Raw genomic sequence first — 20,914 nt, 5'->3', positions numbered from 1 at the left:
AGCTACTTTGCAGTCTTCGACTTTTCTTTTTGAGCTAGAATCTTTTCCAGGTTCTCGATGAGCGTCTGATTAAACTTTTCAGGCTCTTGTACCTGAGGGGAATGCCCAAGGTCGTCGAACATGACGAGCGTTGAGTTGGGTATTGCTTCTGCTGTACGCGGCCCCAGCTTTTCGTACTTGCCGAGCTCGGCCTTCACGGCTTCCGACGCACGCGCTTTCCCGATTGCTGTGTTGTCTTTGGCGCCCATGAGCAGCAACGTCGGGACCCGGATATTCGGGAACTCGTAAACAACCGGCTGATTGAAAACCATGTCGGAGGTCAGGGCCTGGTTCCACGCGACAGCTGCGCCCTCCTCGCCCTGATACATGCCTGCCAACATGTCCACCCAGCGATCGAACTCAGGCCGCCATTGCCCATCGTAGTAGGTTGTCCGCTGGTATTCCTTGATCTGAGCGTCCGTCTTTTTCAATTCGCCGGCGTAGAGTTCGTCGATTGATACGAACGGAACGCCTTTAGCTTTCCAGTCCTCAAGGCCAATGGGATTGACCGTGACGAGTGCGCTCATTTCGTCGCGGTACATAAGCGCGTAGCGGAATGCGAGCATTCCGCCCATCGAATGACCGATAATGATGGGATTGGTCACACCGATTGCCTCTAACAACCTGTGTGTATTCTTTGCAAGCTCATGGAGGCCGTACTGATATCTCTGCGGCTTTGTGGATTTGCAAAATCCCACCTGATCGGGAGCAACGACGCGGAAGCCGGCTTCGCGCAACGCGCGGATGGTGGATTCCCACGTCGCAGCACAGAAGTTCTTTCCGTGCAACAGGACGGCCGTGTGACCATTGCCGATCCCTGATGGCGCCACGTCCATGTAGGCCATGGAGAGTTCTTGCTTTTGAGATTCAAACGTAAATCGCTTGACCGGGAAGGGATACGCGAAACCCGTTAGCATTGGATCAGCGGCGGCAGGCGATACCGCTCCCAACGCCAGACATGCAAGCAGAATTTTTAGACCGCGCATTTTCATCTCTTTTATCGTTCTCTACGTCGTGATCAGGCAATCGTCTCGACGGTTCCCCCGTCAACGCGGAGGGCCGCACCGGTGGTCGCGGAGGCTTGTGGGGAAGCGGTATAGACGACCAAATTGGCAACTTCTTCGACGGTCGCCGCGCGCTGGATGATTGAGCTGGGGCGATGCTCCATTACGAATTCTGCCGCTTGCTCTTCGATAGGTTTTCCAGAGCCCGTGCCCGCCTTCTTCAGCATTTCCTCCAGCCCATCCGAAAGTGTCGGGCCCGGCAGAATCGCGTTCACCGTTACGCCCGTGCCCGCCATGCGTTTGGCAAGGCCTCTGGATAGAGAGAGGTTTGCCGTTTTCGTGAAACCGTAGTGGATCATATCGGCGGGAATATTGAGGGCGGATTCAGACGATATGAAGATCACGCGCCCCCATTTGCGGTCGGACATTCCGGGGAGATAAGCGCGTGACATGCGTACGCCTGACATCACGTTCACATCGAAGAAGCGTTGCCATTGGCTATCTGGAGTCTCGAAGAAATCCTGAGGGCCGAAGATGCCGACGTTGTTTACAAGGATGTCACACGACGGTTCTGCTGCGATGAGCTTTTCGCAACCTTCCTGCGTGCCCAGGTCGGCTGCGACTCCGCGGATCTGCGCACCTTCTCCAAGCCCGGCAAGACGTTTAACTGCTGCGTCGACAACCTCCTGTTTCCGACCATTTAGCACCACCGTAGCGCCGGCCTTCGCAAGCCCTTCGGCTATGGCGAAACCAATGCCCGCAGTAGACCCTGTGATGACCGCAGTTTTTCCGGAAAGATCAATTTTCATAAGAATACCTCGACATGCATTGGAGCCGCTTGGCAGCTGTTATTCAGCATGAGGCACGTGGGGAACGTATCGGCATCTTCAAGTGCGAAAATTCGAACCTGCACAATGCTTCTGCAAATGAGTTCACATTTTCGTGCTGCACACGGATTTATGCGTTGAGAACGGTCCCCGTCTCTCAATTCAAACGTTACACTTTGATGGCGTTTCGCTCGTTAGCGACCGACGTAGAACGAGCCGATGAGAGCTAGTGTCACGACGAGCAGTAAGCTCCCAGCTATGGACCATCGCCGCAAATACTCGTCAATGCGCTCCGTAGCATCACCCAGCGCTTTAGCGCCGCTCCAAGCCCAGCTTTGAAGTACGATTATATCTCCGGGTGGGATCATCGGAAGAATGCCTGGCGCGCGACCAAGAACTCCAAAAAGTAACACGCCGATTAATACGGGCCACGTGGCCTTCCACAGCGCATCAAATGATAACGCATCATGCGCGGACGCCTGTATCACGGCGGGATAGAGCACCCACGGTAGCGCTACGACGGCGACCGCGATCGCAAGCCAGATAAAGGATTTCTCCGCGGCCGAAGTCGTTCGCGTTTCGTGTGACCTGCTGGCTCGCAGACACCGCAGGAAGTGCAGCATTAACAGCGTACTGGCGGCAGCCGACACCATAGCAAGCATCGCTACGCCGCCATCACCCAGCGGGGATTTGATCGCGTATTTCGCGATGGCACCGCCTGTCATTGGAAAGCCGCCAAACCCCAGCGCAACTACGGCGGCAGGCAACAGCACCGTCCATTCGGTGCGATGCCTCGTCTTTTGGGCCACGCCGATCGCGAGGAAGAGGCCGCCCTTGGCGAGAATATGAAACATCGCGTAGAAGGCGGCGGCCGCTGGCGTGATGGAATTTCCTGTGGCGAGACCCATGCCGAGCACGGCTGCAATGAGCCCCATCTGGCTCACACTTGAATAGGCTAAAATTGTTCTTGGATTAGTTTGTGTGATGCCGATGAGGACGCCGTAAAACGCTGACACGAATCCGAGGGCCGTCAATGTCTCACCCCACCCCGGCAGCGGCACGCCGAATGGTAGAAAACGGATCAGGCCGATCACTCCTGCCTTCACAGTCGCGCCGCTCAGGACCGCAGCGACCGGAATAGACGCAGACGCGTAGGTCAATGGCATCCAAACGTGGAATGGGACGAGCCCGATCTTTATTCCGAAGCCGAGAACTAAAAACGCCATCGCGGGGTCACGGAGCGGTGACGTGGAAATCGCCGCCACGGCATCACGGATGAGGAAGCTGTCGTTTCGCGTCGCGACGGCTAGGAGCACGAACGCCAAGAGCAGAAAGGCTTCGCTGAGGAGGGCGAAAGACACATACACCGCGCCTGCGCGTTTTGCCGGTGGTGCTCCGTCATCGACCACCAGCCAATATGCGGACAGGCTAACGAGGGTGAAGAACAGGTAGAAGCCGACCAGATCGGCAACGATGAAGACGCCGAAGCTGCCTGTCATCGTCGCCAGCCACCAGATGGGGAACGGGTTGTCGTTCTCCCGTCCCCGGCGGGACAGTACAGCATATGCGCCCGTCGCGATCCAAAGCAGGGCAGCGGCGCCCAATAGCAATCGTCCGGGGAGGTCGAGCGACAGCACCAAGCTAAGCAAAGCTTGGGGAAGAACAACGGTTGTGCCGCTCTCCGCAAAAAGCGCAGTGAGCAGAGCGGGGATGGCAGCCAGCACCAGAAGAATCGTCGTGCGGCGATGAGATCCGGATGACAAGGCGAGGACGAGCGTCACCAGCGGGACGGCGAGCGTTGCGACAAGCAGGACTTCGCCCAGTGTCATGGCACGGTGCTCCCTAAAATTTCAGGGCGGCCAATCTGGAGAATTTCAGCCGGCTCCAACGGAAAGAAGCCAAGCAGAACCGCGCCTACCGCAAGGCTGAAGGCCACAACCTCGCGCGATAGTGACACGGGTGTGACGATCACAGGAGCATCGCTGCCCGCCGTGAACGCTCTACCTAGAACTTTGAAAATGTAACCTCCCGCCAGCAAACCACCGACGACAATCACCGCCGCCCAAATCCATTGTCCTTCTGCGACAGATGCAGAGAGCAGCAGCCACTTGGCGACGAAACCACCACTTGGTGGAACGCCGATCAGCGACAGACCCGCCAATCCAAACGTGCAGAACGTCAATGGTCGCAAGCGACCGGCACCACCCAGATCATTAATTCGATCATGACCCAGTGCGTCGGCAATCAGCCCTGCGGCCAGAAACATCGCCGCTTTGGCGAACGCGTGAGAAAACAACTGAAGCCATCCACCGGTCCAAGCCAGACTCGTCCACGATTGCTCCGCTGCCATAGCGAGTGGAAACATCAGGAAGAGGTAGCCGATCTGAGCCACGGTCGAGTACGCGACAAGAAGCTTTAGTCGCTGCTGCCGCAATGCCATGACGCTGCCGAACAGGATTGCGGCAGCGCCCAGGCTGGCGAGCAGTTGCGGACCGGCGGTATGTCCCAATCCGGGCATCGCATCGAACCACAGGCGAACGATGAGGAAGAATGAGCCTTTGACCACTAACGCCGACAGCACGGCGCTTCCCGCAGCGGGCGCGCCAGCGTGGGCTGGAGGAAGCCATAGATGCAGTGGGAAGAGCGCCGTCTTGGTCAGGAGCCCTACCGTCATCAATGCTGCTGCGATCCAGGTTACGCGTTCAGGGTGAACCCGCTGCGCCAGCAATATTATGTCCAAGGTGCCATAGGCGCCGTACAGCAACGCGGTTCCCATGAGGTAGAGCATCGACCCGAGCAGCGCGAAAAGAAGATATCGAAGTGCTGCTTTGACCGTCGCCTCTCCGCCCTTGAGGCATACGAGGGGTACAGCGGCGAAAGTCAGCAATTCCAACGCGACATAGAGATTAAACAGATCGCAGCCGAGGAAAAGGGCGTTGAGCGCACTCCAGAGCGCAAGGATAAGTGCCCAGAATACGAATGGCGCGCGCGCCTCGGGGGCTCCACTTGGCTGCGTAAACTCCACTCGTGCAAATATGGCTACGGCGCAAATAATGATGGCGGTGACAAGCATCATTGCCGCCGAAATTCCATCGGCGCGCAGTGCAATTCCAAGCGGCGGCTGCCAGCCGCCGACGATGTAGATCAGCGGTTCGCCATGGGACCAGACAACGGCGCATGTCGCTGCGGACACACCGAAGCTCGCTGGGAAAACAGCAAGGCAAATCCAATTAAGAAAACGGCCGCCGAGCGCAAGCTGAGCCAGTATCCCTACCACCGGCAAAATCAGGACTGAAACGAGCAGGAGGCCGGCGATGGAAGAAGTCTCCGCGGCCGCCATCACCTGCCGTCCTTCTCGCTGGGTTCAGCTTCGGCCTCAAGAGTGGCTGCACCCGACACCAGAACCAACCGGAGCAAGAGTGCGACGGCCAATGCAGTCGCGGAGAAGGCTACGACAATTCCCGTGATGACCATGGCTTGTGGCACCGGATCACCTCCCAAACCGGCTGCGGCACCACGCCGGGCAATCACTCCGAACATCAGAAACACGCCGGACCCGAGAATATTGATCGCTAGGATCTTGCGCAGCGGTTGCGGATTCACGATCAGGCCGAATATCCCCAAGCCTACGAGAGCTGCAGCGCAGAGCCCGAATATCGTAATCGCGTTCATGATCGCCATTCCCTCTCCGGCGGACCGACCACGTGCATCGCAAGTGTGACGCCGATGGAGAAGGTGAGCGTCGCTTCGATGGCAATGATGAGAGGCTTGGCGTAGCCCTCTGGATAGGCAAGGAAAGTCCCCGTCAGGAAAATTCCGAGTATGCCGATCGCAAGGAAGACGACCGGCCCCACGATCAAAGCCAAACGTAACGCATGCGAACTCGTGGGTGGCACCGCAGCGAGCCCAGCGATCATCACAAGTATCCACATCGCAGCAAGAACGGCTCCGCCTTGGAAAGCTCCGCCGGGCTCATCCGCACCGACCCAAAACATGTAGATGCCGATCATGATGCCGATGGGCGGGACGGTTCGCGCAAGAAAGATAAGAACACTATCGCGTTGCGGGAACGGCCGAAGGGCAGGCTTGCCTCCCCAGAGGCCGTCCGGCGCAAGCGACCAAACAGCAATCAATGCGAGGACCAGCACGACCTTTTCGAGCAGCGTATCAAGCGAGCGGTAGACGAACAGTACGCCTGCAACCGGATTGCCGAGGCCGCTTTGTCCAAGGGACTCCATCACGGACGGAGCCAATGATACTGGCACCTGTGGCGGGACCAGGACCAATCCGGCAAGGCTGGCGGTGATCAATGTGCAAAAGACGCCTGCGGCGATATTTACAGACGATCTGGACGGGGTAGGCGCAGCATCAGTTGATCGCAATCTGGCAACGGCGTTGAGCAGCAGCATGCCTGTTACGCCACTACCGATGGCCGCCTCGGTAAGGGCAACATCTACAGCGGCCAGTCGTACCCAGGCCAGCGACAGGAGCAGGCCATAGACGATGAAGATCACGATAGCGGAGAAGGTGAGCCGCGCGAACGTGCTCCAGGCTCCGACGGCGAGGATCAAGCAGACAAGCGTCACGTCAAAGACGGAAGCCATCGTCATGCCTCCTGCCCTTCGCGTCGTGTTGATCGGGCGATCAGTTGCGTCACGATCGCGCCAGAGAACTGGACCAGCAGCCACACACAGATCAGCTTCAAAGCTCCCATCACGCTTCCGGCTTGAGGCAACAGGCCAAAGACAATGAGTCCCAGTCCTACGTTGTCGACTTTGGTCAACGCATGCAGCCGCGTCAGCCCATCTGGAAAACGCAAAAACGCCAGCGCGGCGATCACGAAGAAGAAAACGCCTACTGTGACAGCGGCGATGGTGAAGACATCAAGAATCAGGGTCATCGCCGGCCTCACTCTCGGATACAGATGCTCGGAGTTCTTCGGCCGTCGATACAAAGGCGACGGATGCGAATGCGGCCAACAGAGCAAGCAGAAGCGCGACGTCGACGATTGCCGAACTGGCCATTGTCACGGAAAGCAGAAGCAGCACGGCCACGCCACCCGATCCGATGAGCTGTGCCGACATCAGACGATCGGCTTCTCCGGCCCCATACAGAATTCGGAACAGCCCCAACGCAACCATCGCAAGAACCACGGTCGCCGCCAGATAGAGAAATTCATTCATCGCGGTTCACACCTCCCGCAACTTGATGAAAGAGATGCTCTTCGATCGCGAGTTGTTCGGCCACAGGCTGTTCGACGTCCAGACAATGAACGAGGACGTCCTCGCCCCGGCCAGGCCCCGAAGGAAGTGTGCCGGGCAACAAGCTCGTCATGGTGAAGAACGCATCACGCTCAGGGCCACGTGGAAGCTTGGATTTGTACGACACGAAGCCCGGACGCAAAGGCAAGAGCGGATCAAGCGTGCGCCGGGCGACGTCAATTCCTGCGACGATCGATTGCCGGAGGAAACGCACTCCCAATTTGACTGCTTCGGAAAGACGCCACGCGCGCCGTCGCGGCGGCAGCAGTTTTAGACTTGCGACCGCTGCAATGAGTGACGCAATCACGCCAATCAACATGTCGCCCGTTGCTGCTCCGGTGATGATCAGCCAGAGAATGAAGAACAACGCAGCTCGCACACTCCCGCTTCGTAGGGTTTCACTTAGACCATCGCTCTTGTCTTGCATGACGCTTACTCACACCTCGTGGGCTTCACACGACTTGCAGCAAACTCGGACGTGGCTTCTTTCTCTCGTATCTTCTCAAACTGGATTTTCAGCGGGACCTGCCCGCGACTCGCGCCAACCGAACCACGTCACGTAGAGTGTCGGCAGGAAAACGAGCGTCAGGATCGTTGCAACCAAGAGACCGCCCATGATGGCGAACGCCATGGGGCCCCAGAACACTGTCGGTGCGATCGGGATCATGCCGAGAACAGTGGAAACGGCCGTCAGCATAATGGGCCGGAAACGGGCGCTGCTGGCATCGATCGCGGCTTGCGTTACGTCTTTGCCTTGGGCCCGCTCGGCATCGATCTGGCCGACCAGTATGACAGCGTTTTTCGTGATTATGCCCAGCAAAGCGAGAATACCCAGGATCGCAACGAAGCCCATCGGCTTGCCCGACAAGACCAAAGCCGCAACCACGCCGATTAGTCCGAGCGGTCCGACGCTCAGCACAATGAGCAACTTTTCGAAACTCCGAAGCTGGATCATCAACACCGTCAGCATGATCAACAGCATTGCCGGAATGACAGCAGCGACGGAGGCCTGTGATTTTGCGCTTTCTTCAACTGTGCCACCAACGTCGATGCTGTAAGATGGAGGAAGCGATGCGGAGAGATCCGCGATCGGCTGTGCAAGTGCTGCGACTACGGTTTCGGGCAAAACGCCTGGCGTGATATCGGACTGCACCGTGAGTGTGGGCACGCGATCGCGGCGCCAGACAAGAGGATATTCCTGAGCGTATTCGAAGGTTGCAAACTGACTTAATGGAACTGTGCTGCCGTTGGGCAGCGGCACTTGAAGCGTGCGTAGATTGTTCAATGAGACACGTTGATCTTCGGTCGCGCGCACGACGACGTCCACCAGATAGATATTGTCGCGCACCTGGGTGATCGGGATCCCCGAGACGACCGTATTCAGAGTACTGGCGAGGGATTCAGAACTTAAGCCCAGAAGACGAGCCTCATCCTGATCGATGCGAATGCGTACTTGTCTGGCTGGCTCCATCCAATCGAAGTTGACGTTGGCCGTCTGCGGATTCTTCGCAAGAACTTCTGCGAGTTGGAGTGAAACCTCGCGCACTCTGGAGACATCTGGGCCGCTGACCCGGTACTGAATTGGCCAACCGACGGGCGGCCCCAACTCAAGCGGATAAACCCGGCTTACGACGCTGGGAAAATCGTTTGCGAGAGCCTTTTCTAATTTGTCTCTGAGCCGTTCTCGCGCGGCGACATCTTTGGCGACGATCACGGACTGCGCGAAGAAGTCATTCGGTAGCTGCACATTGAGCGGAAGATAAAACCGGATCGCCCCACGGCCCACATATGTACTCCAGCGCGCGACATCCTCGTCCTTTGCGAGGAGGTCATCAAAGCGCTTGGCAACGTCTTCGCTGGCGTAGATTGAGGCGTTTTGCGGCAAGCTCAGGTCCACCAGAAGCTCAGGGCGATCGGAGGAGGGGAAGAATTGGCGAGGTATGAGCGGCAAAGCTAAGACCGCGCCGACAAAGAGCGCTGCTGTCGCCGCCAACGTGAGCCACTTCGCGCGCATAGCTTGCGTGAGAAAACTCCGGTAGGTGCGGAACACAAATCCGGGTTCTTTGTCTTGCTCAGCCTTCGGCGGCTTGAGGATCGCCACGCCCAACAGCGGAGCAAAAATGACCGCAACGAACCAAGAGGCGATCAGCGCGATCGCAACGACAGCGAAGAGCGAAAACGTGTATTCACCTGCGGAGCTCGCAGCAAAGCCAACGGGCACAAAACCAGCGATCGTTACCAGCGTTCCAGCCAGCATCGCGAACGCGTAAGTGCGATACGCAACCGCCGCCGCCTCCGTTTTGGTATCGCCCACTGCCAAACGGCTGAGCGTCGCGTCCGTCGTTGTCATCGCATCGTCGACCAACAACGCAAGGGCTATAATCAGCGCACCGAGCGAGATGCGCTGCATATCTATGTTGGCGAGGTCCATCACGGAAAACACAATGGTCAACGTCAACGGAATGGCGGTCGCGATCACAAGACCGGGGCGCACGCCAAGACTGATGAAGCTGACTGCTAGTATGATGGCGACCGCCTGCCAGAGCGAGGTCATGAATTCCGAGATAGCGCTCTCGACCGTCACTGCCTGATCCGCGACGAGCTTAGGTTCGATCCCTATCGGCAGATTAGCGGTTATCTCCGCCATGGACTTCTCTATGTTCTTGCCCAACGCAAGAATGTCGCCGCCGTCGCGCATCGCAATGGCCAGTCCGATAGCCGGTGTGCCGTTGACGCGAAACAGGGGTTGCGGCGGATCTGAGAAGCCACGGCGCACGCGTGCGATATCGCTCAGTCGGAGCATCCGCCCACCTATGGCGAAGTTGATATTGCGGACGTCCTCTTCAGTCTCGAAGGACCCGGATACGCGCAGGGAAAGCGCCTCATGGTCTGTTTGTATTGTGCCGGCGGGCTGTACGATATTTTGTGCTTGCAGCGCCGCGATCAGAGCCGAGCGATCGATCCCCAGGCTCGCCAGATCTCGCATCGAAAATTCGACGAAGATCTTCTCATCCTGTGCACCGAGGATCTCGATCTTGGAGACATCCGGCACGTGAAGAAGCCTTGAGCGAACGTCCTCGACGTAGTCGCGCAGTTCCCGATGTGTGAAGCCGTCCGCTGTGAAGCCGTAAATCGTTCCGAAGGTATCGCCGAAGTCGTCGTTGAAGCCGGGACCAACGATCCCATCGGGCAGCGTATGGCGGATGTCTCCGATGCTTTTGCGGACTTCATACCAAATGTCCGGAACTTCATCGGCTGTCGTGCTGCCTTTCAGATTGACGAAAATCGTCGTCACGCCTGCGCGTGTAAAGCTGCGTAGAAAATCGAGGTTTGGAATTTCCTGAAGTTTTCGCTCCAGACGCTCGGTGACCTGTTTGAGCGTGTCCTCAACACTTGCACCGGGCCACGCGGCCTGCACCACCATCGTCTTGATGACGAAGGTCGGATCTTCGCTGCGACCCAGGCGGTGATAGGCCAACAGACCGGCGACGATTGCGACGATCATGAAATACATCGTGAGCGAACGTTGTTTCAGTGCCCACTCTGAAAGATTGAACCCTGTCATGGCTCCAATCCAGGAACGCGTACCTTTTGACCGGGATGCAATGCCTGCACCCCGCCCGTGACGACGATGTCACCTGACACCAGCCCGTAGGCGACGGCGACTTGTGACTGGTCATAGCGAAGCACTTCGACATTGCGTATCGAAACGGTCTGGCTTTTCGGATCAACAACCCAAACCGCCGGCTGCTGATTGAAACGGGTTAGGGCAGACGCCGGGATCTCGATCATCGATACCGCTGCCGTCTGCATCGTGCCCGTCACGGTGGCACCAAGACGCATGGCCTCAGGTGGGCTCGTCAAACCGACCTTCACCTCAAATGTCCGCGTGACTGGATCGGCTTGCGGTGCAACCTCGCGCACCCTGCCCACGGCTTTGACAGAAGGGTCTTCCGTCAAGGTGACGGTGATCTCCGGATTGCTTGGCGCGGATCGGATCAATTGCGCGGGCACGTTGAAGACCGCGTCACGTCCGTCCTGGCGCGCGAGCCGAACAATCATCTGGCCCGTCTGGACAACTTCCCCCGCTCTTGGGCCGGTCGCTGTCACAACGCCTGGCGCGTCTGCCTTGAGCTCCGTAAAGCTCAGCATATCTCGTGCTTTCTTGAGTTGGGCGTCGGCCGCCTCAACTTGCGATTCCGCCGTCTGCAGTGCTTGCTGCGCTTGATCGTGATTGACGCGTGTGGTCCAGCCTTGCTTGAGGAGCGTATCCTGGCGTTCGAAGGTGTTGCGCGCTTGGGTCAACTGACCTTGTGCCGCCACTAGGTTGGCCTGGGCCGTTCGCAGAGCATTCGTCTCATTCTGAGGCTCAAGGCGCGCCACGACCTGACCAGGCTTGACGCGATCCCCTAGGTTCACGTCATTTTTCAGGAGTCTTCCTGAAATACGGAAGCCAAGCGTGACCTCGTCTTCGGCTTCAATGCGTCCCGTGAACGAGACGGGCATGCCTGTCTCACGCATCTCAACTGTGACTGTACGAACGGGACGCACTTTTGGGGTCGCGGTTTCGGCTTCCTGGCCGCATCCGGAAAGCAAAATGGTCGTAGCTAAGGCAATTAGTCCGCACGAACCCAAGCCAAGTTCTACCTTCCTGCGACGGGCGCAAGCGTTCATCAGGTCACCCTCTATTGAAACCCCGCACACGAAATTCCATCAACGCGTCTTTCCAACTCTCCATTAATACCCCAGAGAGGATGGCTGGAGAAACTTTCGAACCGCACCCGACTTGAAATCCTGCTTCATGATTAATCGCACCTAGAAACACTTCTAAAATTTCTGCTCTTATTAAATTCGGCGACGCTATCATTGACGCCATGCGGTCAAATTTCATCAACTGTCGAAACCGTTCTCCAGCCATCAAAATCTCTTGGGTATATTTCTATATTACTACAGTTTTTATTGGTGTTCCGCGCAAAAGGAATACAATTTAATTATGGCCGCGGATTAGAATAGTGAAGTTTGCCCCCAATCAACGAATCTGAGCGATGAGTTCTAATATTGACCAGCCGTCCGCGGCTCCTTCATCAACAACCCAGCCTCACTTTGGCGTTGCCACGTGGCTCATCGCAGCGATTTTGATCTTCGCCGCGCTATACTACGCCAACGCGATATTTGCGCCGGTGGTCTGCGCGTTATTTATTATCGCGCTGGTATGGCCTCTCCAGAAGCGGCTTCAGGCGACCATGCCGAAGCTTCTCGCGCTCGCAATCGTGCTCCTTGCCACGATTATCGTTTTCCTCGTTTTTGGGTCTCTCATTTCCTGGGGGTTCGGACGCGTGGGCCGATCGCTGATCGCGGAAGCCGACCGTTTTCAAGCAATTTACGAACAGACCGCCACATGGCTTGAAGGTCACGGGATCATGATTGCCGGCCTATGGGCTGAAAATCTCGATGTCCGATGGCTGATGCGTGTCTTGCAGGGGATCACAACGCACCTCAATACGACTGTTACCTTTTGGCTTGTCGTACTGATCTACCTGCTTCTCGGCCTGCTTGAAGTTGATGAATTGACGGAAAAGATCCGGCATTTAAAAAATCAGGAAGCTGCTCGCGTCCTGATAGAAGGCAGCCGTTCCATTGCCGAAAAATTCCGGCATTACATGCTAATCCGAACGGCGATGAGCATCGCGACCGGCGCTTTTGTCTGGGCTCTGGCAGCCGCGGCTGGCCTTCAGTTCGCGAAGGAGTGGGGCGTCATTGCGTTTGCCCTGAATTTCATACCGTTTATCGGCCCGTTCATCGCAACGATGTTTCCAACATTATTTGCACTGGCGCAATTCGAATGGTGGCAGTCTGCGGTCCTCGTATTTATCTGCCTCAACATTATCCAGTTTGTTATCGGCAGCTACATCGAACCTCGGGTTGCCGGTCGCGCACTCGCCATCTCGCCTTTCCTTGTCCTGTTCTCTGTCTTCTTCTGGACCTATCTGTGGGGCTTTTTTGGCGCCTTCATCGGCGTGCCGATTACAATAGCGCTGCTAACGCTATGCGCGCAGCATCCTTCCACCGTCTGGGTATCAGATCTCTTCGGCGCACCGGTTGAAACTCCCGAAGGCTGAGCGCCGCACTCACCGACAAGGCTCGATTAAGTCTTCATCCCCGGAAGTTCCACACGCTCGGGCTTTAGCAGGCTAAGCCGGCCGGCCATCCCCCTCCCGAAGCGATGGACATAGAAATGGACGGTATTGTTACCCGTCGAAGCCATGACCGCTGAAGGTGCCGATATGATCCGTACACCACCACATTCTCCGACCCAATCCATGTGCCGGTGGCCATGCATGGCGACAATCCTGCTCGCCAAAGGTTGGATCTGTCGCACAAACCAAGTGCCATTAATCAATGCGGTCCCAATTCGCTTCGAGAAATCAGTGACCGGCTCGGGGTACTCCACAATGTGATGGTGCAGGGCGACGATCCAATGCGCATGCGGGAATTGACGGGTCACAGCGGCTAGATCGCTTGCCTGTTCGGCGGACATGAAGCCAAGCGCGTTGGTGAACGAGAAATGCGTTTCGGCATTGGAGTTCAGCAGGATAACGCCCAAGCCGTCCTCGTCGTCAGGCGGGAGGACCATCGGAAAGACATCCGTCCAAATCCTCGACAGGACTGACGAATGGCGAAGCGCCCCGGAGTTAGCGAAGTCAGCGATGGACATGGCGTGGGGAGCGAGCGTCGCGGATAACGTTTGGCCAATCCGGCCCATCGCGGAATCCACCACGTGAACCTTTTCGCCTTGAACAGCGGCAATCGCCGATAAGGCTCGTATCTGGCGCAGGCGTAGCCCAGGACTTGTTGGAAGGTCGAGACGCGCCGGATTGGCGCGGTCGACAACGTTGACGTCGTGATTGCCTGGAAGCACAAGCGTGCGCGCCTCCAGTTCCGGGTATTGAGCCAGTGCCGCGAAAAACTCCGCCCATTCGGCGGAGCGACCAGCGTCGGTCATGTCACCTGTAATGAGCACATGATCAAGCGGCTCTTGAGAATGGATCTTGGCGAGTTCTTCGAGGATCTGTTCCAGTCTGTCATTGCCGCGCGGCCCAGACCGTCCGCTTTCGATCCGGAACCCAAATCGTTCCCCAACCACATGCAAATCCGAGAGATGTGCAACGCGCCATATCCGGCCCTTCTCAGGCATCTCATCGAAGGCTGGCAAGTCACGGGGTTGGGCCATGACAGCGTCGGCAATTCCCCACGCCAGCGCGCTCACCGCCAAATATGAGCCCAGCACGACGACCGTGTTGGCAAGTGCCGGGACGATGAGGCGATGTGGCGAGGTGAGGTCGGCGACGCCGCCGACCCAACGGGAAGATGGCCAGGCAAGCATAACAATCCATATGCCCAGTCCACATAGGACAATTCCAGCACCTGCGGCCGTGGTTGCGCGGAGGCGCGCCCGGCTCTCGGCGTCAGCGTCGCGCATCAGCATGTGCTCGACCAAGTGGCGGAGTCCTTCACGGCAGAGCGCATAGCCGGGCTGAACGACCAAAGAATTCAGTGACCAAAACCCTCGTTCCGCGATCCGAAAAAGAGGCCGCCAGCCGAACCAACCCAGCGCGATGACGAGCACAATCAGAAAAAGCGGCCAGATACCGTCAAGGGGCGTGATGATCTTTCGAGAAAGAAGTGCCACCCATCCGGAGGCAACGAGTGGGGCAAGGCCTAGCAGCACGCCAGGCACGACAATCAGAAGTAACCAAGCGGCAAGAAGCTTGGGTAAACTGATCTCCGCCAACAGGCTTCCCGCGATAGCAAAGAGCGAGCGACGCTTTGGACTGGATGCGTCGTCCTCGATATCACCAAGGCGCGGATCGAAGAGTGGGGGCATGAAAAATGAGCTCCTTTGCTCCCTGGAGCTGCAGGGACCCTATCGTCGGCTCGCGTCTCTTTATTTATCGCAAATGCTGGCAGAAACGTTATTGGGGAGGCGAAAATTTGCGAGAAGGGCGAAATTCCGTCCTTCCCGCAATTTGGTCCCTCACCTTGCTAATGGCATTCCCAGCGGGCTAGGCGTGCGCGCCCAATCCAGAGCCCTCGTCAGTAGTTGTATGCGCGCTCGCCGTGCTCCGAAACGTCGAGCCCTTCGCGCTCTTTATCCTGAGATGGGCGCAAGCCGACAATGAGGTCTACGATTTTGTAGAGGATCAGCGAGCCAAGGCCGGTCCACAAGACCACAAGACCTACCGCAGACAACTGCGCCATCACCTGGGCGCTCATAGAATATGCGGCCACAACGACCTCGCCAGGCTTCGCGACGTAATCACCGATACCCGTTCCGCCAAAGTCCGGATTCACCAAGATGCCAGTGAGGATCGCGCCGAGGATGCCGCCAACGGCATGGATCCCAAAAACGTCGAGGCTATCGTCGTAGCCAAGCGTGTTCTTGATCGCTGTCGAGAAGATGAAACAGACGATGCCTGCCGCGATCCCGAGCAGGATGGAGCCCATTGGTCCGGCGAAACCCGCCGCCGGCGTGACGGCAACAAGTCCGGCAACCAGACCCGACGCAGCACCCAGCAGGGAGGGCTTACCCTTCGTGATCCATTCCACGAACATCCACGACAACGCGGCGGCGGCTGGCGCGACGATGGTGTTGACCATCGCAAGGAGCGCGACGCCCGTCGCCTCCAGGTTCGAGCCGCAGTTGAAGCCAAACCAGCCGAACCACAAAAGCGCAGCACCGATCATCGTCATGGTGAGCGAATGCGGAGCCATCGTCTCCTTGCCGTAACCGGTACGCTTTCCGATCATGATGGCGCCAACGAGACCGGCAATACCCGCGTTGATGTGAACAACCGTGCCGCCAGCGAAGTCAATCGCTCCCCACTGGAAGATCTTCCCGGAGTCCGCCAGCACCGCCTCGAGTGCGGCATCGGCCTGCGCTTTCGCATCGCCTGTGGCCTGGGCTGCAGCCCGCGCCGCGTCAGCCACGGCATCTGGGCCAGCCCAATACCAGACCATGTGCGCGACGGGGAAATAGACAAACGTTACCCAGAGGACGACAAACAGGATGACTGCAGAGAACTTAACGCGTTCGGCGATTGCTCCTACGATCAGAGCCGGCGTGATACATGCGAACATCATCTGGAACGCCATGTAGACGTATTCCGGGATGACAACACCGTTGGAGAACGTGCCCGCCACCGACTCCGGGGTGACGCCTGACAGGAAGGCCTTCGAGAGCCCTCCGACCCAGTCATTCCAAACGCCGCCGCTAGTAAACGACAGACTGTATCCATAGGTGACGTAGATAAGGGCAACGATACAGACGATCGTGAAGACCTGCATCAGAACAGACAGCATGTTCTTGGTGCGGACAAGGCCACCATAAAACAATGCCAAACCCGGCACGGTCATGAGTAGGACGGCGATCGTGGAGATGAACATAAAGGCGGTGTCCCCTTTGTTCGGGGTCTCCGCAGCCCATGCCGGCTCACTCACGAGAGCGAGCGCAGCCGCACACGTTAGAGCCGGAATAATCCGGCCAAAGGAAGCGAATCGCATCTTCTAATATTCCTTAATCTTGGAATAGCGCTGGATTGGTGGGAGTCCTAAACGGGCTCTCAGAGGGCGCTGTCGTCCGTCTCTCCGGTGCGGATGCGGACGGCGTGCTCAATGCTCGACACAAAAATTTTGCCATCGCCAATCTGGCCCGTTTTCGCAGCGTCAATGATCGCTTCGACGGCCTTATCGACATCGGGAGATTGGACGACAATTTCAATTTTGAGCTTGGGTAGAAAGTCCACGGCATATTCCGCGCCGCGGTAGATTTCGGTATGGCCTTTCTGGCGGCCATAGCCTTTGACCTCTGTCACCGTCATGCCCTGAATGCCGAGGTCTGAAAGTGCAGTACGCACCTCTTCGAGCTTGAACGGCTTGATTATCGCGGACACCAATTTCATTCCGCACCACCCTTTCAGGGCCAAACGGACAATGCTCGGGGCCTACCGAATTCTCAGCCGAGAACATCAAGAATGCTTCAAGAGCGACGCACTCCATCCGACAAGAAACAAAACTTATGCCATCTCGATATAGGGCTTCTCAAGCTGTTGAAACTGGCCCAGTTTCGTCATCTTGCACGCGTAGGTGTGTAGCCACGCAGATGAATTTTTGAACAAAAAATATGCAGCTTTCATTTTTTGCATATTTTCCATTCAAAAGCTCGACTATTTCGTGTGCACACTGATGAGCAATTTACGCTCGTACGAGGGGGGTGTCCACGAGATGCTCGGCTAAAAACCAGGCTTGCAACTCGTTCGTGCGGATGAGACTGGACACGATCAGATCGTTGCTGCCGTCATCCCCCATATCCGCCAGCTTCGCGGCTGCCTCGTGCGCGTCGATCAAGATTATTTCGTGCGCCTCAAGCAATCGCGAGAGCATTGCTGGGACCTCTTCGCAGCCATCGGGAGGGCGAGGAATGTGCGTGATCTCCGCAGCATGACGAGGATCGCCGACAGCAATGCCACCGAGGGTTTGGACACGTTCAGCGATTGCGTCAATGAGTGCCGCCTGCTCACCTGCGTGCTTATCGAAAAGCAGGTGTAGCTGGTAGAAGGTGGGACCCCTCACCAACCAATGATGCTTCTTATACAGCGCGTACAGAATCGCCGTGTCGCAGAGCAGCTGGTTCAAACGCTGGCACGCGTAGCCGCGGGCATCAAAAGAGAGCCCTAACGGGAATTGCCTGACGTCCCCAAATTTTTGAATTTCCCGACCGTGTTGGTGCAGCCACGGCTGACTGCTCATTTCCCGGCGCGCATCGCCACGCTTCACGGATTTCACCATGGTCTTTGTCATCGTCGACCTCATTGGAAGCTAAGTCGGATCCGGAGGGCGCGGGAGGCAGAAAATGACGGCTTATAATGCACCGAGCGCTATGCGTTACCGCTCCTCCGGACACGAAAATTAGTTCAGATAACGGAAACGTCAGTGTTTGCTTCCCTCGATCTGAATATGGCGCACCCGCTCCTGCTCTGCATTCTTGGGCATCGTGATCGTCAGTACACCGTTTTCGACTTGCGCCTTAACTTGATCCGGGTTCACGGAATGGGGAATGCGTAACGAACGTTGGAAGCGCCCAAATGACCGTTCGACGAAATGGTAGTTTTCCTTTTCCTCTTTCTTTTCGAGCCTTTTCTCGCCGCTGATTGTCAGCATGTCATCGTCAAGCGTTACGTCGACGTCCTTTTCCGCGACGCCGGGCAATTCTGCGGTGATCATAATTTCCTTGTCGGTCTCGGAGACATTAATCTGGGGCATCAATACACCGCCGTTCTGCTCCAGATCGCCGCCTACCGACATCGGCACACCTTGGAAGACGTCCTCGAAAAGCCTATTCATGCCACGCTGGAACGACTGGAAGGGGTCGTTGCTCATCGCTCCACTACGCAAAGGCGTGAGAGAATAACGTGCCATCTCTTTCTCCTGATTGACGCAGTACATTACTGTCGCGCAACGGGCTTCCTTCGTGTCAGGAACCCGATGTGACGGCCGGAGACTCCCGTTCACATGGCCAGACAATAAAATCATGAGTGGCTAACGCAGAGTCATCCTCCGCGCGGCTGCAACGCAAATAGAGGGAAAAAGTTCCGCTTATCGGGGGTGAGCATGTGAAAGTAATACGGCTCGAAGCTCGGCGCGTGTCGCGCCAGTCTCTGCGCTAGAGCGATTCAGCTCACTGAGTGTTTCATATAATTGAACTGGCGCATGTGCAGTGACGCGCACGTTGAGCCCCGTCTCGCTGGGATTAAAACAAAATGCAAAATACGCCCCCGGAGATTAAAGCTGATGGCCCAGCTCTCATTTTTGGCGGCCCATACAGTAATTTGCAGGCTACGCGAGCCCTGCTGGCTGAAGCCAAACGCCTTAGCATTCCGGCTGAACATATCGTTTGCACGGGCGACTTGGCGGCTTATTGCGCTGAGCCTGCCGCGACGATCGCCCTTATGCGCGAGAGCGGTATCGTAGTTGTGCAAGGAAACTGCGATGAGCAGTTAGGTGAGGGCGCGGACACATGCGGCTGTGGCTTTGCTGAGGGCAGCGCCTGTGAACGCCTTTCCGACACTTGGTATTCGTATGCAAACCGTCACATAAGCACGACAGACCGGCACTGGCTTCGTGATCTGCCATACAGGATTGACTTGTTGATCGGCGGTCGCCGCCTCGCCGTAGTCCACGGCACTCCCAGCACCATCAATCAATTTATTTTCGCGACATCGCCGAGCGATCTTAAGCGCCAGGAACTGGATCTCGTCGGATGCGATGGCATTTTGGGTGGGCACTGCGGTTTGCCGTTTACAGAACTGATCGGTGGGCGGCTCTGGCATAATCCTGGCGTGATTGGCATGCCCGCCAACGACGGCACGGCGCGTGTGTGGTACAGCCTGCTTATTCCAGAGACTTCCGGGCTGCGGATCGAACACCGCGCGCTCGACTATGACCATCAGACTGCGGCTCGCATGATGGAACTGGAAAACCTACCGCAGGGCTATGCCGATGCGCTGAGTTCCGGTGTCTGGCCTAACTGCGATATTCTTCCTGTGCGCGAGAGGAGGACCCAAGGCTTCGCGTTATCACCCTCCAGCGTCGCGTGGACCAACGTTGCCGTAGGCCGCTCCCCGTCGCACCACACATCGTCAACGTTGCTGTGGCCTGACGTGTACTCCGAAACTCTCACGTCGACTGCACCGTCTAACGCTTGAATTCTAAAATTTAAAAAATTCTCCCGAGTGCGGAAGAGTGCTCGGCTTGCCCTCGATCCACAGGTCGCTGGCAGACTGCGGGATGGTTACGTCATGGACGTAAATGATCTGATCTGCATCGCCGTACACCGTCGCACGGAGCAACAACGCAGTCTCCCCTGGCTTTGTTTTGATATGCTTTGCGACGCGACGCTCAGGCTGGACTAAGCGAAGGCGTTGTGTGATCCGCCGAAACGGCGTTTCGCTCTGCATGAGCTTTTTGAGGTTTACGCCCTCAAGCTCCGCATCCGTGCGATCTAGAAATATCGGAAAGCGATCGGCGTCGACATAGAACAGACTGTGGACGTTGAACTGGTCAGCGATGTTGATCTTACGCTCAAGGCAAATCGGGCTCGTACATTCACCAAGCAACTCGTAAATGGCCGGGCCGGGTTCAACCGGCTTTCGGCTTAACAAATGCGGATAGACGGGTTGCCATTGTCCGTCGAAATCGCCAAAGCGAAAATGGAGTGGGTCCTCCAGACGGCCGCGCCAGGACTGCACCTCAGTGCCCAGAGCCTTTCGCCGACGCACGAGGCCTTGATCCACGAGCGTGGCTAAAGCCTTCTGGACAGTACCCAAGCTGTAAGGCGTCATCGTGGTGAGATCCGCCTCAGCAGGCAGGCGCTCGCCCTCCGCCAAAATGCCTTTAGCTATGGCTGAAGCCAGCACTTCTGACAGCAACTTATGCTTGGGAAGTTTAGCAGTAGCGGCCCTGTTGAGTTCACTCTGCAAAAACTTTTCAAGACGACTCCGACCACGCTTCTTGCGGCCGCTCGGTTGCTTAAAAGTCGCAGATTCCGTGTCGTCCGGCTGGCACTTCACTGTTGACATCTTTGGCCTGTGGTCATCTATCATGGGGCAAACTATACAGTTTCTCATTTGGAGCGGCTAGTGAGCGTGAACGGCCTCAGCGGAACGAACAGGCCGGAGATCTCTCATCAGCAAGAAACTCAATAAGGCGATTCCGACGTGGGCCGGTC

Annotated in this window: 20 protein-coding genes; 2 read left to right on the top strand and 18 right to left on the bottom strand. The window is 57.0% G+C overall.

Annotation, left to right across the window (positions count from 1 at the left end):
* Positions 1-2 precede the first annotated feature (2 nt).
* The 12 genes from YBN1229_RS09595 to YBN1229_RS18885 form a co-directional block, all read right to left on the bottom strand.
* Positions 3-1,031: an alpha/beta fold hydrolase gene (locus YBN1229_RS09595; RefSeq protein WP_197540855.1), complete on the bottom strand. Its 1,029-nt coding sequence runs from the start codon at positions 1,029-1,031 to the stop codon at positions 3-5.
* A gap of 26 nt (positions 1,032-1,057) precedes the next feature.
* Positions 1,058-1,852: an SDR family NAD(P)-dependent oxidoreductase gene (locus YBN1229_RS09590; RefSeq protein WP_046478145.1), complete on the bottom strand. Its 795-nt coding sequence runs from the start codon at positions 1,850-1,852 to the stop codon at positions 1,058-1,060.
* Positions 1,853-2,064: 212 nt separating this feature from the next.
* Positions 2,065-3,699 (bottom strand): complex I subunit 5 family protein, encoded by a 1,635-nt coding sequence (locus YBN1229_RS09585; RefSeq protein ID WP_052743826.1) that lies wholly within the window; start codon positions 3,697-3,699, stop codon positions 2,065-2,067.
* Positions 3,696-5,210, bottom strand: coding sequence for a complex I subunit 5 family protein (locus tag YBN1229_RS09580; RefSeq protein ID WP_046478144.1), 1,515 nt, complete (start codon positions 5,208-5,210; stop codon positions 3,696-3,698). The genes YBN1229_RS09585 and YBN1229_RS09580 overlap by 4 nt, the downstream gene beginning before the upstream one ends.
* The gene (locus tag YBN1229_RS09575) at positions 5,210-5,551 is read right to left on the bottom strand and encodes an NADH-quinone oxidoreductase subunit K (protein ID WP_348270686.1); all 342 of its coding nucleotides are present in this window, start codon (positions 5,549-5,551) and stop codon (positions 5,210-5,212) included. The genes YBN1229_RS09580 and YBN1229_RS09575 overlap by 1 nt, the downstream gene beginning before the upstream one ends.
* Positions 5,539-6,474 (bottom strand): hydrogenase subunit MbhD domain-containing protein, encoded by a 936-nt coding sequence (locus YBN1229_RS09570; RefSeq protein ID WP_244464888.1) that lies wholly within the window; start codon positions 6,472-6,474, stop codon positions 5,539-5,541. The genes YBN1229_RS09575 and YBN1229_RS09570 overlap by 13 nt, the downstream gene beginning before the upstream one ends.
* A 2-nt stretch (positions 6,475-6,476) precedes the next feature.
* A complete protein-coding gene (locus YBN1229_RS09565) occupies positions 6,477-6,770 on the bottom strand; it encodes a cation:proton antiporter (RefSeq protein ID WP_046478142.1) in 294 nt (97 codons plus the stop codon).
* Positions 6,754-7,053, bottom strand: coding sequence for a monovalent cation/H+ antiporter complex subunit F (locus tag YBN1229_RS09560; protein ID WP_046478141.1), 300 nt, complete (start codon positions 7,051-7,053; stop codon positions 6,754-6,756). The genes YBN1229_RS09565 and YBN1229_RS09560 overlap by 17 nt, the downstream gene beginning before the upstream one ends.
* Positions 7,046-7,558 carry a Na+/H+ antiporter subunit E gene (locus YBN1229_RS09555; RefSeq protein WP_046478140.1) on the bottom strand — a complete coding sequence of 171 codons (513 nt, stop codon included), beginning with the start codon at positions 7,556-7,558 and terminating at the stop codon, positions 7,046-7,048. The genes YBN1229_RS09560 and YBN1229_RS09555 overlap by 8 nt, the downstream gene beginning before the upstream one ends.
* A gap of 75 nt (positions 7,559-7,633) precedes the next feature.
* Positions 7,634-10,696 (bottom strand): efflux RND transporter permease subunit, encoded by a 3,063-nt coding sequence (locus YBN1229_RS09550; RefSeq protein ID WP_046478139.1) that lies wholly within the window; start codon positions 10,694-10,696, stop codon positions 7,634-7,636.
* A complete protein-coding gene (locus YBN1229_RS09545; RefSeq protein WP_046478138.1) occupies positions 10,693-11,805 on the bottom strand; it encodes an efflux RND transporter periplasmic adaptor subunit in 1,113 nt (370 codons plus the stop codon). Before YBN1229_RS09545 ends, YBN1229_RS09550 begins: the two co-directional genes overlap by 4 nt.
* A 4-nt stretch (positions 11,806-11,809) precedes the next feature.
* Positions 11,810-12,049: a hypothetical protein gene (locus tag YBN1229_RS18885; RefSeq protein WP_152024977.1), complete on the bottom strand. Its 240-nt coding sequence runs from the start codon at positions 12,047-12,049 to the stop codon at positions 11,810-11,812.
* 127 nt (positions 12,050-12,176) lie between these two features.
* On the opposite strand from YBN1229_RS18885, the gene YBN1229_RS09535 reads away from it, so the two are divergent.
* Complete coding sequence (locus YBN1229_RS09535) at positions 12,177-13,250, top strand: AI-2E family transporter (RefSeq protein ID WP_046478136.1); 1,074 nt, start codon at positions 12,177-12,179, stop codon at positions 13,248-13,250.
* 26 nt (positions 13,251-13,276) lie between these two features.
* Here the strand turns inward: YBN1229_RS09535 and YBN1229_RS09530 are convergent, their stop codons facing one another.
* From YBN1229_RS09530 to YBN1229_RS09510, 5 genes are all read right to left on the bottom strand, one after another.
* Positions 13,277-15,016 (bottom strand): metallophosphoesterase family protein, encoded by a 1,740-nt coding sequence (locus tag YBN1229_RS09530; protein WP_046478135.1) that lies wholly within the window; start codon positions 15,014-15,016, stop codon positions 13,277-13,279.
* Positions 15,017-15,225: 209 nt separating this feature from the next.
* On the bottom strand, positions 15,226-16,692 hold the full coding sequence (locus YBN1229_RS09525; protein WP_052743825.1) for an ammonium transporter: 1,467 nt from the start codon (positions 16,690-16,692) through the stop codon (positions 15,226-15,228).
* A gap of 59 nt (positions 16,693-16,751) precedes the next feature.
* Entirely contained in the window at positions 16,752-17,090 is a 339-nt protein-coding gene (locus tag YBN1229_RS09520) for a P-II family nitrogen regulator (protein WP_046478134.1), read from the bottom strand.
* Positions 17,091-17,382: 292 nt separating this feature from the next.
* Positions 17,383-17,988 carry a Dps family protein gene (locus tag YBN1229_RS09515; RefSeq protein ID WP_046478133.1) on the bottom strand — a complete coding sequence of 202 codons (606 nt, stop codon included), beginning with the start codon at positions 17,986-17,988 and terminating at the stop codon, positions 17,383-17,385.
* 129 nt (positions 17,989-18,117) lie between these two features.
* Positions 18,118-18,606, bottom strand: a complete 489-nt coding sequence (locus YBN1229_RS09510; protein WP_046480209.1) for an Hsp20/alpha crystallin family protein — start codon at positions 18,604-18,606, stop codon at positions 18,118-18,120.
* 341 nt (positions 18,607-18,947) lie between these two features.
* On the opposite strand from YBN1229_RS09510, the gene YBN1229_RS09505 reads away from it, so the two are divergent.
* Positions 18,948-19,892 carry a metallophosphoesterase family protein gene (locus tag YBN1229_RS09505; protein ID WP_076605307.1) on the top strand — a complete coding sequence of 315 codons (945 nt, stop codon included), beginning with the start codon at positions 18,948-18,950 and terminating at the stop codon, positions 19,890-19,892.
* Between the two features lie 3 nt (positions 19,893-19,895).
* Here YBN1229_RS09505 and YBN1229_RS09500 read toward each other — a convergent pair whose 3' ends face one another.
* A complete protein-coding gene (locus YBN1229_RS09500; RefSeq protein ID WP_160298698.1) occupies positions 19,896-20,765 on the bottom strand; it encodes a GntR family transcriptional regulator in 870 nt (289 codons plus the stop codon).
* Between the last annotated feature and the right edge of the window lie 149 nt (positions 20,766-20,914).

The sequence above is a fragment of the Candidatus Filomicrobium marinum genome, from assembly GCF_000981545.1.
In the GTDB taxonomy this organism is placed as follows: Bacteria; Pseudomonadota; Alphaproteobacteria; order Rhizobiales; family Hyphomicrobiaceae; genus Filomicrobium; species Filomicrobium insigne.
Note: the sequence above shows the minus strand (reverse complement) of the source record. Positions and strands in the feature narration are given on the sequence as shown.